19 protein-coding genes are annotated in these 21,731 nt (G+C 71.1%); 11 read left to right on the top strand and 8 right to left on the bottom strand.

Translation table 11 applies throughout. The annotated features are described in order from the left end of the window. Positions 1 to 34: 34 nt before the first annotated feature. Entirely contained in the window at positions 35 to 2,638 is a 2,604-nt protein-coding gene (gene otsB, locus ABZ809_RS27255) for a trehalose-phosphatase (RefSeq protein WP_357565457.1), read from the bottom strand. Further along, on the bottom strand, positions 2,635 to 4,035 hold the full coding sequence (locus tag ABZ809_RS27250; RefSeq protein WP_357565456.1) for a trehalose-6-phosphate synthase: 1,401 nt from the start codon (positions 4,033 to 4,035) through the stop codon (positions 2,635 to 2,637). Before ABZ809_RS27250 ends, otsB begins: the two co-directional genes overlap by 4 nt. 314 nt (positions 4,036 to 4,349) lie before the next feature. Between ABZ809_RS27250 and ettA the strand changes: the two genes are divergently transcribed. From ettA to ABZ809_RS27230, 4 genes are all read left to right on the top strand, one after another. Next, a complete protein-coding gene (gene ettA, locus ABZ809_RS27245) occupies positions 4,350 to 6,026 on the top strand; it encodes an energy-dependent translational throttle protein EttA (RefSeq protein ID WP_357565455.1) in 1,677 nt (558 codons plus the stop codon). A gap of 19 nt (positions 6,027 to 6,045) precedes the next feature. Continuing rightward, positions 6,046 to 6,492 carry a thioesterase family protein gene (locus ABZ809_RS27240; RefSeq protein ID WP_357565454.1) on the top strand — a complete coding sequence of 149 codons (447 nt, stop codon included), beginning with the start codon at positions 6,046 to 6,048 and terminating at the stop codon, positions 6,490 to 6,492. 44 nt (positions 6,493 to 6,536) lie between these two features. Beyond that, positions 6,537 to 7,226: a hypothetical protein gene (locus tag ABZ809_RS27235; protein WP_357565502.1), complete on the top strand. Its 690-nt coding sequence runs from the start codon at positions 6,537 to 6,539 to the stop codon at positions 7,224 to 7,226. A gap of 149 nt (positions 7,227 to 7,375) precedes the next feature. Then, positions 7,376 to 7,963: a YbjN domain-containing protein gene (locus ABZ809_RS27230; RefSeq protein ID WP_357565453.1), complete on the top strand. Its 588-nt coding sequence runs from the start codon at positions 7,376 to 7,378 to the stop codon at positions 7,961 to 7,963. A gap of 30 nt (positions 7,964 to 7,993) precedes the next feature. Here ABZ809_RS27230 and ABZ809_RS27225 read toward each other — a convergent pair whose 3' ends face one another. From ABZ809_RS27225 to ABZ809_RS27215, 3 genes are all read right to left on the bottom strand, one after another. After that, positions 7,994 to 8,383, bottom strand: a complete 390-nt coding sequence (locus ABZ809_RS27225; RefSeq protein WP_357565452.1) for a globin — start codon at positions 8,381 to 8,383, stop codon at positions 7,994 to 7,996. 97 nt (positions 8,384 to 8,480) lie between these two features. Next, entirely contained in the window at positions 8,481 to 9,956 is a 1,476-nt protein-coding gene (locus ABZ809_RS27220; protein WP_357565451.1) for an MFS transporter, read from the bottom strand. Positions 9,957 to 10,186: 230 nt separating this feature from the next. Further along, positions 10,187 to 11,239 (bottom strand): mechanosensitive ion channel family protein, encoded by a 1,053-nt coding sequence (locus ABZ809_RS27215; protein ID WP_357565450.1) that lies wholly within the window; start codon positions 11,237 to 11,239, stop codon positions 10,187 to 10,189. Positions 11,240 to 12,296: 1,057 nt separating this feature from the next. On the opposite strand from ABZ809_RS27215, the gene ABZ809_RS27210 reads away from it, so the two are divergent. From ABZ809_RS27210 to ABZ809_RS27200, 3 genes are all read left to right on the top strand, one after another. Then, positions 12,297 to 12,629, top strand: coding sequence for a CU044_2847 family protein (locus ABZ809_RS27210; protein ID WP_357565449.1), 333 nt, complete (start codon positions 12,297 to 12,299; stop codon positions 12,627 to 12,629). Positions 12,630 to 12,631: 2 nt separating this feature from the next. Further along, positions 12,632 to 13,792 carry a serine protease gene (locus ABZ809_RS27205; protein WP_357565448.1) on the top strand — a complete coding sequence of 387 codons (1,161 nt, stop codon included), beginning with the start codon at positions 12,632 to 12,634 and terminating at the stop codon, positions 13,790 to 13,792. Positions 13,793 to 14,698: 906 nt separating this feature from the next. After that, positions 14,699 to 15,256, top strand: coding sequence for an HNH endonuclease (locus tag ABZ809_RS27200; RefSeq protein WP_357565447.1), 558 nt, complete (start codon positions 14,699 to 14,701; stop codon positions 15,254 to 15,256). Between the two features lie 60 nt (positions 15,257 to 15,316). On the opposite strand, the gene ABZ809_RS27195 is transcribed toward ABZ809_RS27200, so the two are convergent. The 3 genes from ABZ809_RS27195 to ABZ809_RS27185 all read right to left on the bottom strand — a co-directional run bounded on the left by ABZ809_RS27195 (position 15,317) and on the right by ABZ809_RS27185 (position 17,242). Further along, positions 15,317 to 16,168 (bottom strand): class F sortase, encoded by an 852-nt coding sequence (locus ABZ809_RS27195; RefSeq protein WP_357565446.1) that lies wholly within the window; start codon positions 16,166 to 16,168, stop codon positions 15,317 to 15,319. A 12-nt stretch (positions 16,169 to 16,180) separates the two neighbouring features. Beyond that, positions 16,181 to 16,705 carry a hypothetical protein gene (locus ABZ809_RS27190; protein ID WP_357565445.1) on the bottom strand — a complete coding sequence of 175 codons (525 nt, stop codon included), beginning with the start codon at positions 16,703 to 16,705 and terminating at the stop codon, positions 16,181 to 16,183. 90 nt (positions 16,706 to 16,795) lie between these two features. Then, the gene (locus tag ABZ809_RS27185; RefSeq protein ID WP_357565444.1) at positions 16,796 to 17,242 is read right to left on the bottom strand and encodes an Lrp/AsnC family transcriptional regulator; all 447 of its coding nucleotides are present in this window, start codon (positions 17,240 to 17,242) and stop codon (positions 16,796 to 16,798) included. Positions 17,243 to 17,424: 182 nt separating this feature from the next. Here ABZ809_RS27185 and ABZ809_RS27180 point away from each other — a divergent pair, with 182 nt between their 5' ends. The 4 genes from ABZ809_RS27180 to ABZ809_RS27165 all read left to right on the top strand — a co-directional run. Continuing rightward, positions 17,425 to 18,324: a tryptophan 2,3-dioxygenase family protein gene (locus tag ABZ809_RS27180; RefSeq protein WP_357565443.1), complete on the top strand. Its 900-nt coding sequence runs from the start codon at positions 17,425 to 17,427 to the stop codon at positions 18,322 to 18,324. Positions 18,325 to 18,344: 20 nt separating this feature from the next. After that, on the top strand, positions 18,345 to 19,655 hold the full coding sequence (kynU, locus tag ABZ809_RS27175) for a kynureninase (RefSeq protein ID WP_357565442.1): 1,311 nt from the start codon (positions 18,345 to 18,347) through the stop codon (positions 19,653 to 19,655). Beyond that, a complete protein-coding gene (locus ABZ809_RS27170) occupies positions 19,652 to 20,989 on the top strand; it encodes an NAD(P)/FAD-dependent oxidoreductase (RefSeq protein ID WP_357565441.1) in 1,338 nt (445 codons plus the stop codon). Before kynU ends, ABZ809_RS27170 begins: the two co-directional genes overlap by 4 nt. A gap of 23 nt (positions 20,990 to 21,012) precedes the next feature. After that, a partial coding sequence (locus ABZ809_RS27165) for an aldehyde dehydrogenase family protein (RefSeq protein ID WP_357565501.1) occupies positions 21,013 to 21,731 on the top strand: 719 nt, incomplete at its 3' end.

Below are 21,731 nucleotides of genomic sequence, written 5' to 3'. Positions count from 1 at the left end.
AGAGTTCCTCCGGCCGCCGTCGTTGCTGGTCAGGTCACTGCTTGAGCATGTTGTCCAGCAGCAGGGCGCAGCGGATCAGGCCGAGGTGGCTGTAGGCCTGCGGGTGGTTGCCCAGCCCGCGCTCGGCCAGCGGGTCGTACTGCTCGGGGAGCAGGCCGGTCGGGCCGGCGGTGTCGACCATCTGGTTGAACAGCTCCTCGGCGTCGGTACGCCGGCCGGTGCGCAGGTACGCCTCGACCAGCCACGCCGTGCAGATGTGGAAGCCGCCCTCGCGCCCGGGCAGGCCGTCGTCCCAGTGGTAGCGGTAGACGACCGGGCCGCTGCGCAGGTCCGCCTCGATCCGCAGCACGGTGGAGAGGAAACGCGGATCGTCGCCGGGGAGCAGGCCGGACAGCCCGATCCACAGCGACGAGGCGTCCATGTCCTCGTCCCCGTACGCCACGCTGTACGCCTCGACGGCCTCGTGCCAGCCGTACTCCAGCACGTTGGCGCCGATCCGGTCGCGCAGCTCCACCCACTCCGGCCGGTCCTCGCCGCCGTGCTGGCGCATGACGTGCAGCGCCCGGTCGACGGTCATCCAGCACATCACCTTGGAGAAGATGTGGTGCCGCGGAGGCAGGCGGGCCTCCCAGATGCCGTGGTCGGGCTCGTGCCAGCGGCGGCGGACCGCCTCGACCATGTTGTCCAGCACCCGCCACTCGTCCTCGCGGACCGAGCCACGGGCGTCGGCCACGGCCGCGATGAGGTCCGCGATCGGGCCGAAGACGTCGAGCTGGAGCTGGTGGTTGGCGAGGTTGCCGACCCGGACCGGCCGGGAGCCGGCGTAGCCGGGCAGCGTGTCGATGACCGCCTCGGCGCCCAGCTCGTAGCCGTCGACCGTGTAGAGCGGGTGTAGCCGCTCCGGGTGCCCGCCGGTGCGCTCGATGCACCCGTCGACCCAGCGCAGCAGCGCCTCGGCCTCCTCGATCGAGCCCAGGTCGACGAGGGACCGCGCGGTCATCGCCGCGTCCCGCAGCCAGCAGTAGCGGTAGTCCCAGTTGCGGACCCCGCCCAGTTCCTCGGGCAGCGAGGTGGTCGCAGCGGCCAGGATCGAGCCGGTGGCCTCGTGGCAGAGCCCGCGCAGGGTCAGCGCGCTGCGTACCACCAGGTCGCGGGCGGTGCTCGGCAGGCGCAGGGTGGCGACCCAGTCCTTCCACGGCTGCTCGGCCAGGGACTGCCGCTCGTGCACCGGCAGCCGGTGGTGCTCCAGGCTGTGCGTGCCGAAGCGCAGCTCCAGCACGACCTGGCCACCGGCGGCGGAGAGGTCGACGACGGCCTTCGCCGTCTCGTAGCCGCCGTCGTTGGCGACCTCCCACTCGACGCCGGGCGAGTAGAGCGCGACCGGTTCGTTGGAGCCGAGCACCAGCAGGCCGTCGCCGACCGGCTGCAACTGCACCGCGACCTGGCCGAACTCGGGCCGGGGCGCGAACTCCAGCCGGGCCCGGCCCGAGCCGGTGAGCACCCGGACCATTGTCGAGTCGCCGGTGACGACGGCCGGGCCGTCCGGCGTGGTCTCCTTGGCCGGCTTGTCGAGCCAGTCGGTGACGGTCAGGCCCGACCAGCGGGTCTCGACGGTCATCGTGCCCGAGCGGTAGCGCTGCCCCAGTGGGATGCCCCCACGCTCCGGCGCGACGCTGAAGTGCCCGGCCGGGCTGCCGCCGACCAGGTCGGCGAAGATCGCCGCCGAGTCCGGCTTGGGGTGGCAGAGCCAGGTGACCTTGGCCTCGGGCGTGAGCAGGGCCACCGTCCGCCCGTTGGCCAGCATCGAGTGCCGCTCGATCGGCACCGCCCGCTCGCCGAAGAGCCAGTGCCGGCGGGTCTCCAGCAGCAGGCCGAGGGCGCGGGCGGCCTCGATCGGCTCGGCGACCCGGTAACCCGCCTGGGTGTCGCCGGGGCCGATCTTGATGCCGACGTCCGGCCCGTGCAGGTTGCCGAAGGCGTTCTCGTCGGTGACGTCGTCGCCGATGAAGAGCACCGCGCTGGCCGAGAGCTGGGTGCGCAGCTGGTCGACGGCCGTGCCCTTGTGGGTGGCGACCACCGACAGCTCGATGACCTCCTTGCCCTGGGTGACCGTGACGTCGTCCCAGGTGGCGGGGCCGTTGCGGACCGCCTCGACGGCGGCTGCCGCGACCTCGGGGTCCACCCCGCGGGTGTGCACGGCGACGCTCGCCGGCTTGCGCTCCAGCCGGATGCCCGGATGGACGGCGGCGATCTCGCGCAGCGCGTCGCGCAGCCGGGTGCGGACCGCGATCAGCTCGGGGGAGAGTCGTTCGACGAAGCCGATGTCGAACTCGGAGCCGTGGCTGCCGACGAGGTGGACCTCGCTGGGCAGCCGCGAGAGCGCGGCCAGGTCGCGCAGCGCCCGCCCGGAGACCACCGCCACGGTGGTCTGGGGCAGGGCGGCCAGCGCCCGGACGGCGGCAACGGACTCCGGCAGCGGCACGGCCTTGCTCGGGTCCTCCACGATCGGCGCCAGGGTGCCGTCGTAGTCGCAGGCGATCAGAAGCTGGGGTACCCGGGCGATCCGGCCGATGGCCGCGCGTAGCTCCGGGTCCATGGTGCCGGCCGCCGGGGTGACGATGTCGGTGGCGGCGTTCACGCGTCCTCCGTCTGAGGCACACCGAGCTCAGTGAGGAACGACTTAGCCCAGTGCCCCACGTCGTGGGTGCGTAGGTGGCGTTGCATTGTCCGCATTCTGCGGCGTGCCTCCGGCTTCTCGACATGCACGGCCCGCAGCAGGGCGTCCTTGACCGCGTCAGGGTCGTGCGGGTTACACAGGAACGCCTGACGCAGCTCCGTGGCGGCGCCGGCGAACTCGCTGAGCACGAGTGCACCGCCCTGGTCCGCACGCGATGCGACGTACTCCTTGGCTACCAGATTCATTCCATCTCGCAGCGGGGTCACCATCATCACGTCGGCGGCGGCGTACATCGCGGCCAGTTCAGTGCGACTGTACGACTGATGCAGATAATGCACCGCCGGCACGCCGACCCTGCCGAATTCGCCATTAATCCGACCAACTTCCCGCTCCACCTTGACGCGAAGCGCCTGGTAGTGCTCCACGCGCTCGCGGCTGGGCGTGGCGACCTGCACCATAACCGCGTCGGGAACTGTCAACTTTCCGTCAGCCAGCAACTCGCGGAAGGCCTTCAGCCGTAACTCGATGCCCTTGGTGTAGTCGAGCCGGTCGACGCCCAGGACGATCGTCTTCGGGTTGCCGAGCTCCTCGCGGATCTCCTTCGCCCGCGCCTGGATCGCCGGGTCGGCGGCCAGCCGCTCCATCTCCTTCGTGTCGATGGAGATCGGGAACGCGCCGGCCTTCACCTGGCGGCCGTCGACCTGGATCATCTGCCCCTCGTAGCGCAGCCCGAGCAGGTGCCGGGCCAGCCGGACGAAGTTCTGCGCGGCGAGCCGCTGCTGGAACCCGACCAGGTCGGCGCCGAGCAGGCCGCGCAGGATCTCGGTGCGGAACGGCATCTGCATGAACAGCTCGATCGGCGGGAACGGGATGTGCAGGAAGAAGCCGATCCGCAGGTCGGGCCGCAGCTCGCGGAGCATCGCCGGGACGAGCTGGAGCTGGTAGTCCTGCACCCAGACCGTCGCCCCCTCGGCCGCGACCTCCGCCGCGGCCTCCGCGAAGCGGGCGTTGACCAGGCGGTACGCCTCGCGCCAGCGGCGCTTGTAGGCCGGCGTCTCGACGGCGTCGTGGTAGAGCGGCCAGATCGTCGCGTTGGACTGGCCCTCGTAGTAGCGCTCCAGTTCCTCCGCGCTCAGCGGCACCGGGTGCAGCCGGATGCCCTCCAGGTCGAACGGTTCGGGCGCGGCGCCGGTGCCGCCGGCCCAGCCGACCCAGGTGCCCTGGTGCTCGGCGAGGACGGGGTGCAGGGCGGTCACCAGCCCGCCGGGACTGCGACGCCACTGCCGTCCCTCGGGGGTGCTCACCTCGTCGACCGGTAGCCGGTTCGCCACTACGACAAAGGAGCTGCGGACGGTCACGTTCGGCCACCTCCGGGTGCTGACGGGTCAACCGCGAATGAGCGTACTGAGCGTAGCTGCGGCGTCTGGGGCCCCGTGCCCGAGTCACCTACCCTTCCCCCGACCGTCCAACCCCGGACGTGATCGTGCCGACAGCCACGTCGGGCGGCGCGGGGGTGCGGCACGCGGGGGCGGGGTGATGTGGGCGCGGCGGCGCGTACCTGTCAGGATTGACGACGGCGTGCGCGCGGCCGACCTGCGGCCGGCGGCGGCGGGCGGAGTCGGAGCCCGCGCCCGCACGCCCCCAGTCGCAACCTACGGAGGTAGCCCGCACCGTGGCCCAGTACATCTACGTCCTGGAAAAGGCGCGCAAGGCGCACGGCGACAAGGTCGTGCTCGACAACGTGACGCTGAGCTTCCTGCCGGGGGCCAAGATCGGTGTGGTCGGCCCGAACGGCGCCGGTAAGTCCAGCCTCCTCAAGATCATGGCAGGGCTGGACCGGCCGAGCAACGGCGAGGCCCGGCTGATGCCCGGCTACACCGTCGGCCTGCTCGCCCAGGAGCCCCCGCTCAACGACGCCAAGACCGTCCTCGGCAACGTCGAGGAGGCGGTCGCCGAGACCAAGGCCAAGCTGGAGCGGTTCAACAAGATCGCCGAGCAGATGGCCACCGACTACTCCGACGAGCTGATGGAGGAGATGGGCCGGCTCCAGGAGGAGCTGGACCACGCCGACGCGTGGGACATCGACTCCAAGCTCGAACTGGCGATGGACGCGCTGCGCTGCCCGCCGCCGGACGCCGACGTCACCCAGCTCTCCGGGGGTGAGCGCCGCCGGGTGGCGCTGTGCAAGCTGCTGCTGGAGGCGCCCGACCTGCTGCTGCTCGACGAGCCCACCAACCACCTGGACGCGGAGAGCGTCTCCTGGCTGGAGCAGCACCTCGCGAAGTACGCCGGCACCGTCATGGCGATCACCCACGACCGGTACTTCCTCGACAACGTGGCCGGCTGGATCCTGGAGCTGGACCGCGGCCGGGCGGTGGGCTACGAGGGCAACTACTCCACGTACCTGGAGAAGAAGGCCGCCCGGCTGGCCGTCGAGGGCCGCCGCGACGCCAAGATGAAGAAGCGCCTCACCGAGGAGTTGGAGTGGGTCCGCTCCAACGCCAAGGCGCGGCAGACCAAGTCCAAGGCCCGCCTCGACCGGTACGACGAGATGGCCGCCGAGGCGGAGAAGACCCGGAAGCTGGACTTCGAGGAGATCCAGATCCCGCCGGGCCCGCGCCTGGGCAACACGGTCATCGAGGCGCACACCCTGACCAAGGGCTTCGGCGACCGGGTGCTGATCGACAACCTGTCGTTCTCGCTGCCGCGCAACGGCATCGTCGGCATCATCGGCCCCAACGGCGTCGGCAAGACCACCCTGTTCAAGACCATCGTCGGGCTGGAGCAGCCGACGAGCGGCGACGTCAGGGTCGGCGAGACCGTCTCGCTGTCGTACGTCGACCAGAACCGGCAGGGCCTGGCCGGCGACAAGACGGTCTGGGAGGTCGTCTCCGACGGGCTCGACCACCTGATGGTCGGCAAGGTCGAGATGCCGTCGCGGGCGTACATCGCGGCGTTCGGGTTCAAGGGGCCGGACCAGCAGAAGCCGACGAAGGTGCTCTCCGGCGGCGAGCGCAACCGGCTCAACCTCGCGCTGACGCTGAAGATCGGCGGCAACGTGATCCTGCTCGACGAGCCGACCAACGACCTGGACGTGGAGACGCTCTCCAGCCTGGAGAACGCGCTGCTGGAGTTCCCCGGCTGCGCCGTGGTCATCTCCCACGACCGGATGTTCCTGGACCGGGTCGCCACGCACATCCTGGCCTGGGAGGGCGACGACGAGAACCCGGCCAAGTGGTTCTGGTTCGAGGGCAACTTCGAGGCGTACGAGAAGAACAAGATCGACCGGCTCGGCGCGGAGGCGGCCCGGCCGCACCGGGTGACCTACCGCAAGCTGACCCGGGACTAGGCACGGGCTGCCGCCGGACATGAGCGACCGCTTTGTTTACCACTGCACGCTGCGGTGGTCCGACCTGGACGCGTACGGCCACGTCAACAACTCGCGCTTCCTCACTCTCTACGAGGAGGCGCGGGTGGCGTTGATGTTCGCCGGCGGCAAGGCGTGGGGAGTGGGCTCCTTCGCCGACGGGGTGGTGATCAGTCGACACGAGATCGACTACCTGCGCCCGGTCGAGTACGCCCTCGGCCGGGCCACCGCGGAGGCGGCCCCCACCGTGCGTATCGAGCTGTGGGTGGAGGAGATCCGGGGCGCCTCCTTCACGGTGGCCTACGAGCTCTTCGACGGCGAGGTGCTGGCCAGCCGCGCCCGCTCCGTGCTGGTGCCGTTCGACCTGACCCGGCAGCGGCCCCGGCGGATCACCCCGGAGGAGCGGACGTTCCTGCTCACGTACGCCCCGTCGGGCGGCGCGGCGTGACGTCGGCCGGCGACCCGGTCGGCGCGCGGGCGACCCCGGCGGGCGTGGCCGGTGGCGGGACGGCCGGCGGCGGGCACGGGATCGTGGACGCCGCCGACGCAGGGGCCTTCCTCGCCCGCCTCGTCCGGCTGGACCGCGCCGCGCCGGTCCGGCTCCGGTCGGGCGGCGCGGCGGGGCGTACGGCCCTCTGGGGGCACCTGCCGTGGGGTGTGCTGGCCGTCCGTACGGTGGCCGGCGACGGCCCCGGCGACGTCACGGTGGCGGCCGGCGAGTTGCTCGCCGAGTTGGCGGCGGGCGGCGGGGCGCTGCCGGCTCGTCGCGACGAGCGGTGGCGGTGGCCGCTGCCGCCGGCGGCGAGCCGCCGGGTGGAGACGCTGCCGGGCGGGGAGCTGCGGCGGATCGCGGTGGCGGCGGCGGGCGCCCTGCGCGAGGCGAGCACCAACGGGGTGGCCGGGCGCGCGGTCGGTCAGCGGGCGCTGCGTGACGCGCTGCTCGACCACGTCCCCGTGGTGGTCACCCCGGACGATCCGCCTGGCGCGTCGGTCGAGGTGACCCAGCGGATGGTGCAGGGGTTGGTCCGGATGGGCTTCCTCGGCGCCGCCGAGGAGGTCGCCGGGCCGGGCGGCGAGGGGGACGTCCAGGTGCGATTGGCTGGCCGTTGGGTCGGACTTGTTGGACCGTACGGAGCGATCTGGTCGCAGAAGGCCACCGATCTCGTCGTGCGGCCCGTCTGAGATCATCCGTTCGGATGACCCGTAGTCATTCTTCTGTCCTGGGGCTACCGTTAGGGGGGTGCTTCAAGTCGGCTGTCCGGGTACCGTCCTTCCTCGGATCCAACGCACCGTAGGCGAGTGGATCCGCTGGGGAGTGAGGTGCGCGAGCGATGCCGTGGTGGTCATGGCGCCCCGGTCCCGCCAATGGCGGCGGTGATCCGGAAAGGCGGAGTGGGATCACAGTGGAGAGCACCGTCCGGGTCGGGCCACCGACCCCCCGACAGCCGGGAGACGACTGCACGCCAGCGGAGCGAGCCGTGATCGCGGACATGCCCGCCACCGTCGAGCCGGTCACCCTGCGCCGCGTCTGCGACGCGCTCGACCTGCTCGACGTGCGCTACCTGGCCGATGGCGACGGCAACCTGCTGGCCATGTGGGAGCGGCACGCGGTGCTGGTCACCCTGGAAGGCCCGGAAGACGAGATCCTGGTGATGCGGGCCCGTCCACACGCGACCGTGCCGCCGGACTGGGCCGACCGCGCCTACCGGGTGGTCAACGAGTGGAACCACACCCGCCGCTTCTGCAAGGCCTACATCGGCGACCCGACCGAGCGCGGCCAGCTGCCGATCTATGCGGAGTTGCAGGTGCCGTTCGGCGCCGGGGCGCACGACGCGCTCCTGGTCGAGATGCTCGACTGTGGCGCGGCGGTCGCCACCAGCTTCGTGGACTGGCTGCACGACGAGGGCGCGCTACTCTGAGCCGTCCGGCGCCCGGCGGGCCGAGCCCGGTCAGGCCGGCCCCGCCGGATCCTCCATCACGTTGACCATGAAGTACGCGGCCCGCTCCAGGTAGTCCCACAGTGCGGTGGCGATCTCCGGCGGCAGGTCGAGACGGTCGACGGCGCGGCGCATGTGCAGCAGCCACGCGTCCCGCTCGGCGGCACCGATCCGGTACGGCGCGTGGCGCATCCGCAGCCGGGGGTGGCCCCGCTGGGCCGAGTACGTGTTGGGGCCGCCCCAGTACTGCATGAGGAACAGGGTCAGCCGGTCGGCGGCCGGGCCCAGATCCTCCTCCGGGTACATGGGGCGCAGCAGCGGGTCGTCGGCGACCCCGGCGTAGAACTCGTCCACCAGCTTGCGGAAGGTGGGCTCGCCGCCGACCGCTTCGAAGAGGGTCATCGACGCGCCGGGCCGATCGGAATCACCTACGGCATTCACCGTTCCATCCTGCCAGGTGCCGTGTCGGCCGGCCGGCCCGTGGTGGCTGTGTGCCGGGTCACCGTGCGCCGCCGGTGTCCTGCCGCGCCGGCGCTACCGCCCAGTGGGCCACCGACTCGCCGCGCCGATCGTCCTCGGGTCGCCCCGGCATGCTCGCCGGGGTGACGGGACCGGCCGGTTGACCCGCCGCCCCGCCCGCCCGTTGCGGGGCGACCCCGCCGCCCTGCGCGGCTACTGCGCCGCCCTGCTGGGCCACCACGCCGCCCTGCTGGGCCGCCGCGACGGCCGCGTCGATCGTCGCCCGGCTCGGCCAGCGCAGGGCGGCGAGCGACATCAGCAGGACCCCGACCGCGCTCCACACGCCGACCACGACCGGGATCGAGTAGCGCTCGGCCAGCAACCCGGTGACCAGGACGGCCATGCCCTGGATCACCTGGACGCCGGTGGCCATCACGCCGAAGGCGCGGGCCCGGAAGCCGTCGGGCAGGGCCCGGACGAAGAGGCCGTTGGCCACCGGCAGCATGCCGGCGACCGCGAACCCGCAGGCCGCCGCGAGCAGCGCCACCACCAGCGGCGGCGGGTCGAGCAGGGCGGGCACCAGGGCCAGCGGGGAGAGCACCGCCAGTGGCCGCATCAGGGTCAGCCGGCGATCCGGCCCGAACGCCCGGCTGACGATCAATCCGCCGAGGATGAAGCCGACGGGGTTGGCCGCCATGATGACCGCCTGGGCCACGCCCGCGTCCATGCCGTCGGCGTGCTCGCTCGCCCACGCGGCGGCCAGGCCCTCCGGCACCACGGAGAAGAGCATGGCGGTGAACACCAGGACGGCGATGGCCCGCAGCACCGGCGTGCCGAAGACGATCTGGAAGCCCTGGCCGGTCTCCCGCAGCAGGTGACTGCGGTGCGCGGCCGACATCGCCGGTGGGCGGTCCGCCACGCCGAAGCGGACCAGCGCCGCCGACAGGGCGAAGGTCGCCGCGTTCACCAGAAGTGCGGCGGTCGGGTTGAACGCCGCGATGGCGGCGCCAGCCAGGTAGCCGACGACCTGCGCGGCCTGCCCGACGCTGCCGTTGAGCGACAACCCGAGCACCAGGCGGTCGCCGGTGAGGATCTGGGGCAGCAGCGCGGACTTTGCGGCCTGGCTGGGCGGGTTGGCCAGCGTGGTGGCGAAGAGCAGGGCCAGGACCAGCTCGACCGGCGTCCCGGGGATCGCGATGCCCAGCATCAGCGCCATCCGGGCCAGGTCGCAGACCACCATCACCTGCCGGTAGCGGTGCCGCTCGGCCAGGGTGGCGAGCAGCGGACCACCGACCAGCCACGGCAGGTAGCTGACCGCGAAGGCGGCGGCGGAGAGCGCGACCGACCGGGTCTCCTCGTAGACCAGCAGGGTGACCGCGGCCTTGGCGATGTAGTCGCCGATCCAGGAGAGGGCGCTCGCCGCGAAGACGGCGCCGTACTCGCGGTTGGCGAACACCTCACGGAAGGTTGCGGGCCCCTCCGGGGATGGTCGCTCGTCGGGCACCGTCGCCTCCATCGTTCCCCTGGGCGGGCCACTCGTGATGGACGGCCCGGGAACCGTCGTCAGATCTGAGGATCAGCGAGGACGTTGATCACGCTCCGGGAAGCGCGTGCACCGGATTCTGCCCGATCGTCCGACGAGTGGCTAGGGCGAACGGATTGATCGTCGCATCTCCGACTGAACGAACGGACGATACCCGAGGGGCCACCTGGCCCGCGACCCCCGGCTTCTCGTCGCCCGGAACCTCAGGTGGCGCCGCCCTGACCGGTCTCACCGGGGACGCGGACCGGCAGGCCGGGATAGAGCCGGGCGGCGGCGATCTTGGCGGTGATGCCGGAGTTCTCCAGCGCCTCGGCCAGCCGGCGACGCAGCTCCCGGCCCACCGCGAACTGGCCGTCGGCGGTCGTCTTGACCACCGTACGGATGACCGCGCCGTCGACCGTCATCTGCTCGACGCCCAGCACCTCCGGCTCCTCGACGATCTCCGGAGCCAGATCCGGGTCCATCGCCACCGACGCCGCGGCGGTCCGCAGCACGGCCGTGGCCTCCTCCGTGCCGGCGAAGCCGATCGGCAGGTCGACCACCACCAGGGCCCAGCCCTGGCTCTTGTTGCCCACCCGGATGATCTCGCCGTTGCGGATGTACCAGAGCACGCCCCGCGCATCGCGGACGGTGGTGACCCGCAGCCCGACCGCCTCCACCACGCCGGTCGCCTCGCCGAGATCCACGGTGTCCCCGACGCCGTACTGGTCCTCGATGAGCATGAACAGGCCCGCGAGCAGGTCCTTGACCAGGCTCTGCGCGCCGAAGCCGAGGGCCACGCCGGCGATGCCGGCGCTGGCCAGCAGCGGGGCCAGGTCGAAGCTGAACTCCTTGAGCACCATCAGCAACGCGATGCCGAAGATGAACGCCGTGGTCAGGCTGCGCAGCACCGATCCGATCGCCTCGGCCCGCTGCCGGCGCCGCTCCGGGACGAACTCGCCCGGCTCGGCGGCGGCGGTCGGGATCCGCTCGCGCAGCGGACGCAGCATGGTCGGTACGCCGGCGTCGGTGGTGGTGCGCACCAGCCGGCTGATCGTCCGGTGCACCAGCCAGCGGGCGGCGACCGCGAGCAGCAGGATCATCACGATCCGCAGCGGCTTGAGCAGGATCCAGTAGCTGCCCTCGGCGAACCACACCGAACCGGTCACGTCGTACACGCCCTTGCAGAGGACGTCGTCCAGGCAGGCCGGTGACGGGTCCGTCTCCGGCGCCTCGACGGCGGGCAGGGCGGACAGCGTCAGGCTGGCAACGGTCACCCTGTCTTCGTACCGCACCCGCCACCGCGGCTTCCGGCCGACCCTCCCCGAGGTCGTCCAGTCCTGGAGTTGCCCACCTGGCCCGTGGCGGTTTGCGCACCCGCGGCCAGGGAACGCCCTGCCGTGCCAGGCGACAGGGAAAGGCGCGGGATCGAAGCCGTGCGCGAGGTCCACAGAGCCGCTACCCACCATCGCGACGAGGACCTGCACCAAGCGGCGAAGGAGATCAGCCAGGTGGCCCGCGAACTCGGGCACGACCCTGGCCCGATCATGGATTGGCGGCCGTGCCCGGTGTGCGGCGCGGAGCCGGGAGCGCTCTGCATCAGAGTGCCGGGGCACAGCATCGTGCGGGGCATCCACCCGGAACGAAACAGAGAGTAGTGGGGGCGTCCGCCCCACTTGCCACGAAATCGCCGGAACACTCGCCTTCACACGTCGCTCGACCCGCAGCGCAAGATCGTGCTCGATCCGGCATCGAGTGGCATTCGGCACTCGGGTGACCACCCGATCCAGGGTCGAGCACGATCTTGGGTGCCGGGGCGGGCGCCCATCAGCACCGAGCCTTGACCGGCCGGGCCGCGCCCGTCCGGGTGCCTCCACCCGGGGCTCTCGTCGCCGGCGCCGCAGCCGCGGCCGGCGCCTGCGCCCGCCGCAGCAGCGAGGGCAGAAGAACTCGGGTCGGTGCTCAGCTCGATGCGTAAGCGGGCGCAGATCCGGCATGACAGAGCCCGGAACCGGTGCAGAAGTCAAGGGGCCCGGAAAGGGCCGGCCCTGCCCAGGGGAAGATCCGCCCATTTGCGATGCCCACCGGCTTCTGGCATTAGTGACGTTCCAGCTCCGAACCATTGCGGCATCCCCGCGTTCACCTGCGGAGACGTTCTTAACGATCATCTGGCGCAGCCGCTTCCGATCTTGAGGAAGGCGGGTGTGCGTATTCAGACAAAAGTCACCCATCGGTCGCGTCTCGAAGTGTGAGTGCAAGCCCAGCTGGAGGGTGCTTGAAATGCTGAACTCGTCCGTCCATCATGAACGAAGCCTTCGACTAGCAGGACGGGACATGGAAAAGTATCTGTCATACGAGATTGACGTGCCCGGTTCACCCGCCTCCTCAATACTGGTCGAGGTGGATGATTTCGGCTCCAGTGGAGACCAGGAATTCGAGTATTCTTCAGGGTCGCGGCTGATAAAGAAAAGCACTGCGACCTTGAATGAGACGCTAGCCACCGTGAGGCCGGCCGTGATTGCGATTCGAGAGGCGCTCGACGGGCTCTCCCCTGACGGGACCGAGGTGGAGTTTGGTATCAAACTGGGGGGAGACGCGGGTGTTGTTCTCGCGAAGAGTAAATTCGAGTTCCAGCTTCTGATCAGGATGAAGTGGGGCAGCCAGTAGAGATGGCGATCGATCGAGCCGCGGTGATAGGAAAAATTGTCAAACTCTCGACAGGGGAGACGGCCGGTATTGGTTGCGTGGTAGGTCCAGGTAGGCTGATCACCTGCGCTCATGTTGTCAATACCGCGCTTGATCGAGAGCTGGCTCGGCCGATCAAACCCACGGAAGATGAGTTGATAGGAGTGGAATTTCCGCTCCTGGTGTCTTCAGGTGTCATCAAAATGCAGGTGTCGGCATGGTCTCCTCCCTCGCTTGGCAAGGGCGTCGGCCAGCAGGACTTGGCCGAACTTCGCCCCGTCAAAGGGCAGCGTTTGCCGCCGGGAACCGGAATAGCTTCGTTGCTGCCGGTGGCACCTCCTGTCCGGTCTTTAGTGGACATCTTCGGTTATCCCGGAAATCCTCCTCGAACACAGACCGGCGCCTGGGGGACGGCAACCGTGCGGGGTTCTGTGGGGGGTGGGCGCATGCAAGTTGACATGGTCGCAGACAGTGCTATCGCAGCTCAGCCCGGCTTTAGTGGGTCACCCTTGTTTGCCCTGACCGGCGACGACGACTACGTGGTCGGCATCTTGGCTGCTTCCGGTAGGGCGAACGAATACCGGGACCATCTCGCTATCACTTCGCAGTCAATTGCTCGGTTTTCGTCAGCTGCAACGTCTTCGATCATCGTAGATGAATTGCGCCGAGGGAAGGATCGCTATGGTTCTGGCCAAAACATCGCTGGTGACTTTGTGGCCATGGCCGGAGGCATTCCCTATGACAAAAACGCGCTCAACTCGGACGAAGTCGTTGTTTACCGTGGGGGGAGGCGGTCTCCGAACGACTACAACCTTATCGGATTCATCATGACCAAGCGGCGGTTGCGCTCGAAGATAAGAAGTGACTGGTCGTATCAAATAGAATTGACCACTCAGGGGGTGCGAATGGGGGACAAGCTATTCCGTTACAACGACTTGGCCGGGGGGTGGATTCAAGACAGGGTGGAGTTCAGTCATGACTACCGGGCTGGGCCCAATCGGTACTACAGTTCCATCGTGAATGCCAGGTCAGAGACCTTGGTCGAATGGCAAGATGAGGACTCGTTGTCGACGACGGCCGTCGCAAACTGGGCCCTCGAAGTTGTAAACAAGGTCTGGGACAAGTTCCCTCGCGGACGAATCTAGGATGTGGGATGTCGGCGGGTGATGGCAGAGCCCTTGCTTGGTCGTTCGGCCGACATGATCCGGGGCGGTCGTCGGCTGGTCGATCGGCACGTTGGTCCGCTCGCGCCCCGGTGAGAGGGCTCAATCAATTGGCGAACCTGGGGCCGGAGAAGTTGCCCAGGCAGGCTGCGGCGCCGGTTGTCCTTTGGCATCCAGCGCACATGGTCCCAAGGGGCGGTCCGCAAGCGGCAGTCGCCGTGTCAGGCCGGGGGCGTGCGGTCTAACGGCCGGTCACCCCGCAGCACACGGCGAAGCTGTAGCTGGTACCGACCTCGGCCCGCGGACCCGAGGATGGCCCGTCAGGCCCCCGCGGCCTCAGCGTGGGGCGGTGCCCGCCCTGCCCGAGCAGACGACTCCCGCGCCAGCCGCCACCGCAGTCCAGGGTCAGGTTGGACCCGGCACCTGGGAGGGGTGGTAGCCGCTGTGGTCGGGCCGGGTCGCCCAGGAGTCGGCCCCGTAGCCGGTCCAGGTCGGTCGCGACGCCTGCTGCGGCGGTGTCCGCCGGGGAAGGGCCCGCGACACGAGAGCCACCTGCTGGATCTGTTGTGCCCGGCTGGCCTCGAGCGGTAGCCATCCATGCCGTTGCAAGATCATCGGGCCGTGGATCGGGCGCAACTGAGCGCGGAAACGGGTGCAGAACGTCGCCAGCCGTTGAGGGTCGTCTTGGTGCCGTGAGGTCGGTCCTGTCCGATTCGAGATGATCAATAGACCGCTTCCTGCATTAGTGCGTGCAATCCGGGGGCCGATCAGGGACGATGGGCGCACGGACGTCGGTGATCCGGCCGGCGTCGGCCGCGGTGGGTCGCTGTGCCCGTTCCCGGCCGGCGGTGGCGAGCAGGGGGCCGCTGAACCGGGAGGGTGAGCGCGATGCCTGACATACGACCCACGGTGGGCTCCGGTGCGCTGGTCCTCAACGCCACCTATGAGCCGCTGTGCGTCGTGTCGGTGCGTCGTGCCGCCATCCTCGTGCTCTCCGCCAAAGCGGTCTGCGTCGCCGACGGCGACGGCATCCTGCACAGCGCCCGCGACGCGCTCCCGGTGCCCTCGGTCGTCCGGCTCACCCGTTTCGTGCGGGTGCCCTACCGCACCCACGTCGGGCTCTCCCGCCGGGCGATCTTCGCCCGGGACGGCTGGCGCTGCGCCTACTGCCGGGGCCCCGCCGAGACCATCGACCACGTCTTCCCGCGCAGCAGGGGCGGCCGGCACGCCTGGGAGAACGTCGTGGCGGCCTGCGCCCGGTGCAACCACACCAAGGGCGACAAGACGCCGGCCGAGTTGGGCTGGCGGCTGCACGCGGTGCCGGCGGCCCCGAAGGGCGCGGCCTGGCGGGTGCTGGGCCACCGGGCGCCGGACCCGCGCTGGGCCGACTGGCTCGACCTCCGCGAGCCCGAGGGCCGCCTCACCCGGGAGCCCGAGGCCGCCTGACCCACGAGCCCTGAAGGCCGCCTGCCCCGGGAGCCCGAGGCTGCCCGACCCGGCCGCCGGTCAGGCGGTACGGGCCCGGACCAGCGACGCGAAGACCACCACGTTGTCGGCGTAACCGGTCTGCCCGCCCACCCAGCGTCCGCCGCAGGTGATCAGGCGCAACCGGGGGCGGCTGAAGTCGCCGAAGACCTCGTCGACCGGCAGCCTGTCCTTGTCGAACCGCTCGACCGAGTCCACCTCGAAGATCGCCACCGAGCGGTCCTGCCGGGCGACCTCGATCCGGTCCCCGTCCCGCAGGTCCCGCAGCCTGTGGAAGACCGCCGGCCCGGTGGTCGTGTCGACGTGCCCGACGATCACCGACGGGCCGTACTGACCCGGGGTCGGCCCCTGGTCGTACCAGCCGGCCTCCTGGGCGCGGGCGGCGTCCGGCACCGCGATGCTGCCGTCCGGGGCGATGCCCACGTCGTGCACGGGCGCCTGGACGTCGATCGGGTCGATGGCGATGCCGACGGGCCGGCTGGCGGGCAGCACCGGGAACTTCTTCGGCGCGGGCCGCAGCCCCGCGAGGAAGCGGTCCGGCAACACGCTCACGCCGGCGATCCGCTCCACCCCGAGCATCGTGACGATCAATGCCATCAGCGTCCCGATCACCAGGACCGGCAGGCCGGGCCCCCGGCCGGTGACCAACCGGCGGTTACCGGCCGGGACGCGCCGGTACCGGGGCTGGGCGGGCAGCGGACCGGCCGCCGGGTCGGTGGTGGCGACGCTCGCCGACACCGCCTCCCCGGCCACCCGCCGCAGCCGCCGGGTGACCGCGACCACCGCCCGGCGGGACGCCCGCGCCGCCCGCCGGCCGGTCGTCCGGACCCGGTCCGGACCCGATCGCCTGGTACGCCTGTGGGAGCCGGCCATGGCGACGGCGGGTCAGGAGCCGGTCCCGGTCCGGCGGCGGTTGCCGAAGAAGCCGAAGCCCACGGCCAGGCCCACCACCGCGAGGCCGCCGACCAGCAGCATCGTGCCCGTACCCGAGGCGCCGGCGGTGCCGCCGGCCCCGGTCGCCGGGCCCTTGCTGGGCTGCTCCATGTTCAGCACCGTGAGCGTGGTGGTCGCGGTGTTGCCGTTGTCACAGCGCAGGTCGACCGGGTAGTCGCCGGGCTGCTTGTTGCCCGGGATGGTGACCTGGCCGGTCAGGAAGCCGTTGTCCGGCCGCACCACCACCGGGCCGCCGAACGCGTCGGAACGGACGGTCGCCTGGCGGTTGTTGGCGTTGTCGCAACTGGCCCGGATACTGACCCGGGTACCGGCCTGCGCGCTGTTGGGCACGACCTCGACGAAGGTGTTCTCACCCGCCCACGCGGGCGCGACGGTCATCAGGACGAACGCCCCGACCAGGCCCAATACGGTCAGGACGCTGGTCAGGGCACGTTGGAACGCTGTGAGCACCGGCATGATCCCCCCTTCCGGTGACGATCACCGGAATCCTCCCCGGGCAACAGGGCCTGCTTTCCCGCTGGCCCGGGGGCAAACATGGGGGACGGGTCAACGGCCTCGGTCGGCCGGGGTGACGGGCTGCCACTCCAGCGGGCTGGACAGCACCATCGTGCTGGACGGCTGGCCGTACGGGGCGAGCCGGTCGATGACCGCCTCGAAGTCGTCGATCGACCCGGCGGCGACCTTGAGCATGCTGCACGCGTCACCGGTGATCCGGTGGATCTCCAGGATCTCCGGCCAGTTCGGCACGTCCGGGTCGTGCAGGATGCACCGCGACCCGTAGCAGGACATCCGGATGAGCGCGACCACCGTGCGGCCGGCCCGGGTCAGGTCCACGTGGGCGTGGTAGCCGGTGATCACTCCGGATTCCTCCAGCCGGCGGACCCGCTCCGCGACGGCCGGCGGCGACAGGTGCACCCGCCGGGAGAGCTCGCTGAAGGAGAGGCGTGCGTCGGCCTGCAGTTCCCGCAGCAGCGCCCAGTCCATGTCGTCCATGCGGCGACCTTACTTTCTCCAACCCGAAACCGGCTCATGCCTTCCGCGCCGCAGGTCAGAGGGGGTGAGAGCCGTTGATCCGGCATTCCGTTCGGGGGTTGTGCCGAGAGAACATATCGGTCATCCCCGCAAACGGCCGACCGTCGGCCGTGCCGGGTGACGGAGAGCAGAGGGAGGCACCGGTGGAGCAGACCGACCTGCGCGTACCCGCCAAGCCGGCCGTGCGACCGGCGACCCCGCGGCAGCGCGCGGCCCGCGCCGCCCGCAACGGCGGCGAACCGACGCTGGAATTCGCCGAGCGGGTGCCGTACGACTCGTACGTGCACGCCAGCACGCTGCACCGGTTGCAGCAGCCGCTGAGCGACGACCCCGGCGAGATGTCCTTCCTGATGGTCAGCCAGATCATGGAGCTGTACTTCGGGCTGACCTGCCACGAGCTGCGCGAGACGCAGCGGCTGCTGCGGGCCGACCGGGTGTGGGACGCGCTGGCCCCGCTGCGCCGGGCCGCGCTGCACCTCGAAGGGCTGAACGCGGCCTGGAAGGGGCTGCGCTGGATGACCCCGGCCGACTTCAACCGGTTCCGCAACCTGCTGGGCGAGGGCTCCGGCTTCCAGTCGGCGATGTACCGCCACCTGGAGTTCCTGCTCGGCCTCCGCGACGAGACGCTGATCCGGCCGTTCCGGCGGCAGACCGAGGTGTACGCCGAGCTGCGCGCCACCCTGGCGGCCCCGAGCCTCTGGGACGACGTGCTCGCCCTGCTGGCCCGGCACGGCCACGACCTGCCGGCCGACCTGCTCGACCGGGACGTCAACGCCGAGCACGAGCCGCACGCCGACGTCGAGGCGGCCTGGGTGCGGATCTACGCCGAGCCCGGCCCGGAGAACCACCTGCGGCTGCTGGGCGAGGCGCTGACCGAGGTTGCCGAGCAGTTCGGCGACTGGCGGCAGCACCACGTCAAGGCGGTGCAACGGACGATGGGCGCCAAGGTCGGCAGCGGCGGCTCCGCCGGACTGGCGTGGTTGCAGCGCAGCATGGCCCGGGTGGTCTTCCCCGAGCTGTGGTCGGCCCGGACCGCGATGTGACCCGAGAGCGAGAGAACCATATGAACCACCCCACACCCGCGTCGTCCGGGTTCGCCGCCGGCGAGGCCGAGGCGCGCCGCCTCGACGCCGCCCATCCCGGGCACCGCCACCTGTTCCACGTGCCGCCGGCCGAAGGCGGGCGCTTCCGGGACGCCGCGTACCTGGCCGGCAACTCCCTGGGCCTGCAACCCCGGGCCACCCGCGACGAACTCCTCGCCGACCTGGACGCGTGGCGCCGGCTCGGCGTCGAGGGGCACCTGGAGGCGGAACGCGCCTGGCTGCCGTACCACGAGCTGCTGACGGCGCCGGCCGCCCGACTTGTCGGCGCGGCCCCGGCGGAGGTCGTGGTGATGAACTCCCTGACGGTCAACCTGCACCTGCTGATGGTCAGCTTCTACCGGCCGGCCGGGGCGCGGACCAGGATCGTCATCGAGGACAGCGCCTTCCCCTCGGACAGCTACGCCGTGCGTAGCCAGGCCCGTTTCCACGGCCTCGACCCGGACGCCACCGTCGTCCGGCTGCGGCCGCGCGCCGGCGAGGACACCCTGCGCACCGAGGACGTGACCGACTACCTGGCCGCCGAGGGCGACACCGTGGCACTGCTGCTGCTCGGCGGGGTCAACTACCTCACCGGCGAGCTGATGGACATCCCGACGATCACCGCCGCCGGCCGCGCGGCGGGGGCCGTGGTGGGCTGGGACCTGGCGCACGCCGCCGGCAACGTCCCGCTGGCCCTGCACGACTGGGACGTCGACTTCGCCGCCTGGTGCTCCTACAAGTACCTGAACTCCGGCCCCGGCGCACTGGCCGGTGTCTTCGTGCACGAGCGGCACCTCGGCGACCCCACCCTGCCCCGCTTCGAGGGCTGGTGGAGCACCGAGTCGGCCACCCGGTTCGAGATGACCCCGGTCTCCCGGCCGCCGGCCACCGTCGAGGCCTGGCAGATCTCCAACCCGCCGATCTTCGCGATGGGACCGGTGCGGACCTCGCTGGAGCTCTTCGACGCCGTCGGGATGCCCGCGCTGCGCGAGCGCAGCATCCTGCTCACCGGCTACCTGGCGGGGCTGCTCGACGAGGTGACCGCGAACCGGCCGCTGACCGTGGTCACCCCGCGTGAACCGGAACGGCGGGGGTCCCAGCTCTCGGTGCGTATCGGCGCGGGCAGCGCGGCGGAGCTGGCCAAGCGGCTGCGGCACGAGCACGGCGTGGTCGCCGACGCCCGGGAACCCGACATCATCCGGTTCGCCCCGGTGCCGCTCTACTGCACGTTCCACGACTGCTGGCGGGTCGCCGACGCGCTGGCCGCCACTGTTGCGGAGGTGAGCTCATGACCAGGGAGCGGGACGAGATCGCCGTTGTCGGCGCGGGCCTGGCCGGCTGCCTGCTGGCCTGTTTCCTGGCCCGGCGCGGCTACCCGGTGGCGCTCTACGAGCGGCGGTCCGACCCGCGCACCGGCACGGTCGAGCGGGGGCGGTCCATCAACCTGGCGCTCTCCGAGCGCGGTCTGGACGCGTTGCGCCGGATCGGCCTGGACAAGCAGGTGCTGGCGGACGGGCTGCCGATGCGCGGCCGGATGATCCACCCCGTGGAGGGGGAGGCGCAGTTCCAGTCGTACAGCGCCTCCGGCGACCGGGCGATCAACTCGATCAGCCGGGGCGCGCTGAACAACGCCCTGCTGGACGCGGCCACCAGCCTGCCCGGGGTGCGGGTCGCCTTCGACCACCGGCTCGTCGGGCTCGACCCGACCAGCGGCGAGATGACCTTCGAGACCCCGCAGGGCACGGTCGCGGCCACCGCGTCGGTCGTCCTCGGCGCCGACGGCGCCGGCTCGGCGGTGCGCGGGCAGTTGCTGGCGTACGGGCTGCTGACCGAGAGCGTGGACTTCCTCGACTACGGCTACAAGGAGCTGACGATCCCGCCGCTCGGCGGGGACTTCGCCCTCGACCCGGAGGCCCTGCACATCTGGCCGCGCGGCACCTCGATGATGATCGCGCTGCCGAACCCGGACCGCTCGTTCACCTGCACGCTCTTCTGGCCCACCCACGGCACCGCCAGCTTCGCCTCGCTGGGCAGCCCGGCGGCCATCGAGCGGCACTTCGCCGAGCACTACCCCGACCTGCCGCCGCTCGCCCCGAACCTTGTCGACGACTACCAGCACAACCCGGTGGGCGTGCTCGGCACCGTCCGTTGCACGCCGTGGCAGGCGTACGGGAAGGTCGGCCTGCTCGGCGACGCGGCGCACGCCATCGTCCCCTTCTACGGCCAGGGCGCGAACTGCGCCTTCGAGGACGTGGTCGAGCTGGACCGCTGCCTGGACGAGTGCGCCGACGACTGGTCGGAGGCACTGCCGCTGTTCCAGCAGCGGCGGCAGGCCAACGCCGAGGCCATCGCGCGGATGGCGTTGGCCAACTTCGTGGAGATGCGGGACAAGGTCGCCTCGCCGCTGTTCCAGGCCGGCCGGAAGGTCGAGCACGCGCTGGAGCGGCTGCTGCCGGGCCGGTACGTGTCCCGCTACGAGCTGGTGTCCTTCTCCACCACCCCGTACGCCGAGGTGGTGCGGCGCGTCCGCCGGCAGCACCGGGTGCTCGGGGCGGTGGCCGCCGGGACGGCGGCGCTGCTGGCCGGCGCGGTCGGCGTGGCGATCAACCGAGGGAGGCGTCGATGACAGTCACCTGGGACCCGCGCCTGATGGCCGGGGCGGCGCCCGACGGCCCGGGCCTGCTGCGCAACTTCGTCGGTGGTGAGTTCGTCGACGCCGGGCGGCGGTTCACGAAGCGCAGCCCCGTCACCGGCGAGCCGGTCTTCGAGGTCGCCGAGGCGGACCAGGCATGTGTCGACGACGCGGTTGCCGCCGCGCGGGCCGCGCTGCGCGGGCCGTGGGGTCGGATGGGGGAGCGGGAGCGCGCGGAGGTGTTGCGTCGGGTCGCCGACGAGTTGGAGCGCCGCTTCGACGACCTGGTGACTGCTGAGGTCGCGGACACCGGTAAGTCGATTTCGCAGGCGCGCACGTTGGACATTCCGCGTGGTGCGGCGAATTTTCGGGCGTTCGCGGAGATCGTGGCGACGGCGCCGACGGAGTCGTTCACGACGGTCACCCCGACCGGCGGCCGGGCGCTGAACTACGCGGTCCGCAAGCCGGTCGGTGTGGTGGCGGTGATCGTGCCGTGGAACCTGCCGCTGCTGTTGCTCACCTGGAAGGTGGCTCCCGCGTTGGCGTGCGGCAACGCCGTGATCGTGAAGCCGAGTGAGGAGACGCCCGCGTCGGCGACCCTGCTCGCCGAGGTGATGGCCGCGGCTGGGGTGCCCGACGGGGTGTTCAACCTGGTGCACGGCTTCGGTCCGGATTCGGCGGGGGAGTTTTTGACCCGCCACCCGGGGGTGGACGCGATCACCTTCACCGGCGAGTC

The sequence above is a fragment of the Micromonospora sp. NPDC047074 genome, assembly GCF_040643815.1.
Classification (GTDB): Bacteria; Actinomycetota; Actinomycetes; order Mycobacteriales; family Micromonosporaceae; genus Micromonospora.
Note: the sequence above shows the minus strand (reverse complement) of the source record. Positions and strands in the feature narration are given on the sequence as shown.